At 57.9% G+C, this 2131-nt stretch carries 2 protein-coding genes; both read left to right on the top strand.

Annotated elements, in window-relative coordinates:
* Positions 1-137 precede the first annotated feature (137 nt).
* Complete coding sequence (locus AC11W3_RS20100; protein WP_484093628.1) at positions 138-878, top strand: hypothetical protein; 741 nt, start codon at positions 138-140, stop codon at positions 876-878.
* Between the two features lie 60 nt (positions 879-938).
* Positions 939-2131: hypothetical protein (locus AC11W3_RS20105; RefSeq protein WP_484093629.1), on the top strand; the 1193-nt coding region annotated here is incomplete at its 3' end.

A 2131-nucleotide genomic window follows, 5' to 3' on the forward strand; every position in this document is an offset into this window, starting at 1 on the left:
TATGACTGTACCTCTGAATTGACATGCTCTTAGACGGAGACGGAAAGGAGGGAGGAAGAGAAAGTCTCGCAATGCCTTGTAACAACACAGGAAAATCGCAGGCAACACTGACTCTAACCGTTAAAAGGAGAAGATCAATGAAAAAGCAGATCATGACCGCAGTAACTATCGCCTCCGTGCTGGCCGCCTCGACCGCTTTCGCCGCGCTCAAGTTCAACGGCACCAACGTAGCCAAAGCCGGTGTCGTCGCCTCCAAACACAACATGAACCTCTACGCGGAGACCACCAAGGACACCGAAGGCCGCGTCTGCTCATTCTGCCACACGCCGCACCACGCGCTCGCTGACAGCACCAGCGGCATCGCGGATTATCTCCCGCTGTGGTCCCACGTCATAACCGATCAGGTCAATTACAATGCCTACTTCACTCCGACTGTAAAGGTGGGCGGCGACAGGTCCCTCAACGGCGCGACCATTCTCTGCATGAGCTGCCACGACGGTGTGATTGCCGTGGACGAGCATTACAATAACGGCCTCACCACCAACAAACTGGATAGCGACGGTTTCGGCGGTACTGCCATCGGCCTCAAAGATAGCAACGGCGCTGCCAGCCTCGGCAATGATCACCCGATCGGGTTCAAATACGCCGATGCCCTCAGTACGCACACTGGCGATCTGGCGGAGGCCACCGCCACGTTCAAGGGCGGTACCAAAACCATCGGTGACGCCCTGACCGACGGGTTCTTCACCTGCGCTACCTGCCACGACGTCCACAACAAGGACAACGTTGCCAATACCTATCCCAGTGCGACCGGCAACTACTTCCTGCTCGGCGACAACAACAACTCCGACTTCTGCACTAGCTGCCACCTCAAGTAAATGTTGCCGGCTGGCAACCCGCAGTAAATGTAATGAAAACTTCAATGAAAAGGAGTCCAAATGTTAAGGAAATTAATACTGATATTCACCCTGATGTTCGCCGTGCCTGCACTGGCGAACGCGGCGTGGTACGTGTCAACATCGACATCAGGTACTGGTTCCATCACTTACGGTGGACAAGGGCAGCAACGCATTGCTGACGAGACCGGTTCCGTCGACCTCCTGGTTAACCCGGGCGCAGGTCAGAAAATCTCCTCGGTCCGCATCAACGGCGTTGCTCTGCCGGCGGTAGCTAATCCGACCGTCGCCAACACCATCACGGTGACCAGGAAATCAACCACCCAGAACGTGGTTGCCTACTTCACCGCGACCAAGTACACCGTCACCACGACGGTCGGTGCTGGCGGCGCGATTCTGCCGGCTTTCACCGGGACCGCAAACAACGCCCTGGAATACGGGAAGACCTACACCTACAAGATCACCCCGAATGCCGGGTACGTGCTGAGCTCGCTGAAGGTGGACAACGCGGACGTTGCTCTCGACCCCACGGTCACCTTCGAGGCGATCTCGGGCAACCACAGCATCGTCGCAGCCTTCACCTTCCAGCCGGTGGTCAAGGCATCCGTTGCGGTAACCGGCAACATGGTGCTCGGCACCCCCGTCACCCTGTCCGGTGTCGCGTCCACCAACGACACCGCCATCAAGAGCTACGAGTTCCTGGTTGATGGGGCTTCCGTGTACAAGGGGACTAACTCCTCCTTCACCTTCACCCCGTCCACCAACTACACCAAGACCTTCTCGGTAGACCTCATCGCCACCTCTACCAACGGCACCGCGAAAACGGTTACCACCAGCTTCACGGTACTCGATGCGGCTGCGAGCACCGTGAATAGCTGCCTCGCCTGCCACAGCAGCAGAAATCCGCAGATTGCCGGCTTCGTGAACAGCAAGCACTGGCAGAACCACCTGGAAGTGGGCCCCGAGTTCACCGAAGGGAAGGTTGAAGGCCAGCTGAACGCCAACGAGAGCTGGAACACCAAGGAAGAGGGCGCCTACACCACGTGCTCCGTCAGGTGCCACTTCAAGAATGTGGTGCTGACCCGCACCGATGGGGCCGTTGTCGGCCAGAAGGGCGTTGAAGGTTGCAACGCCTGCCACAGCGACGGCCTCAAAGCCGGCGGCTCCTTCAAGAACGCCTCTTCCTCCATGACCAGCAAAACTGTGACCGTCAACAACACCTGCCTCTACTGCCA

This window comes from Geomonas sp. (genome assembly GCF_056994735.1).

What these genes read in the sequence shown, in the direction of transcription:
- AC11W3_RS20100 (WP_484093628.1), top strand. Translation starts at nt 138, where the DNA reads ATGAAAAAGCAGATCATGACCGCAGTAACTATCGCCTCCGTGCTGGCC.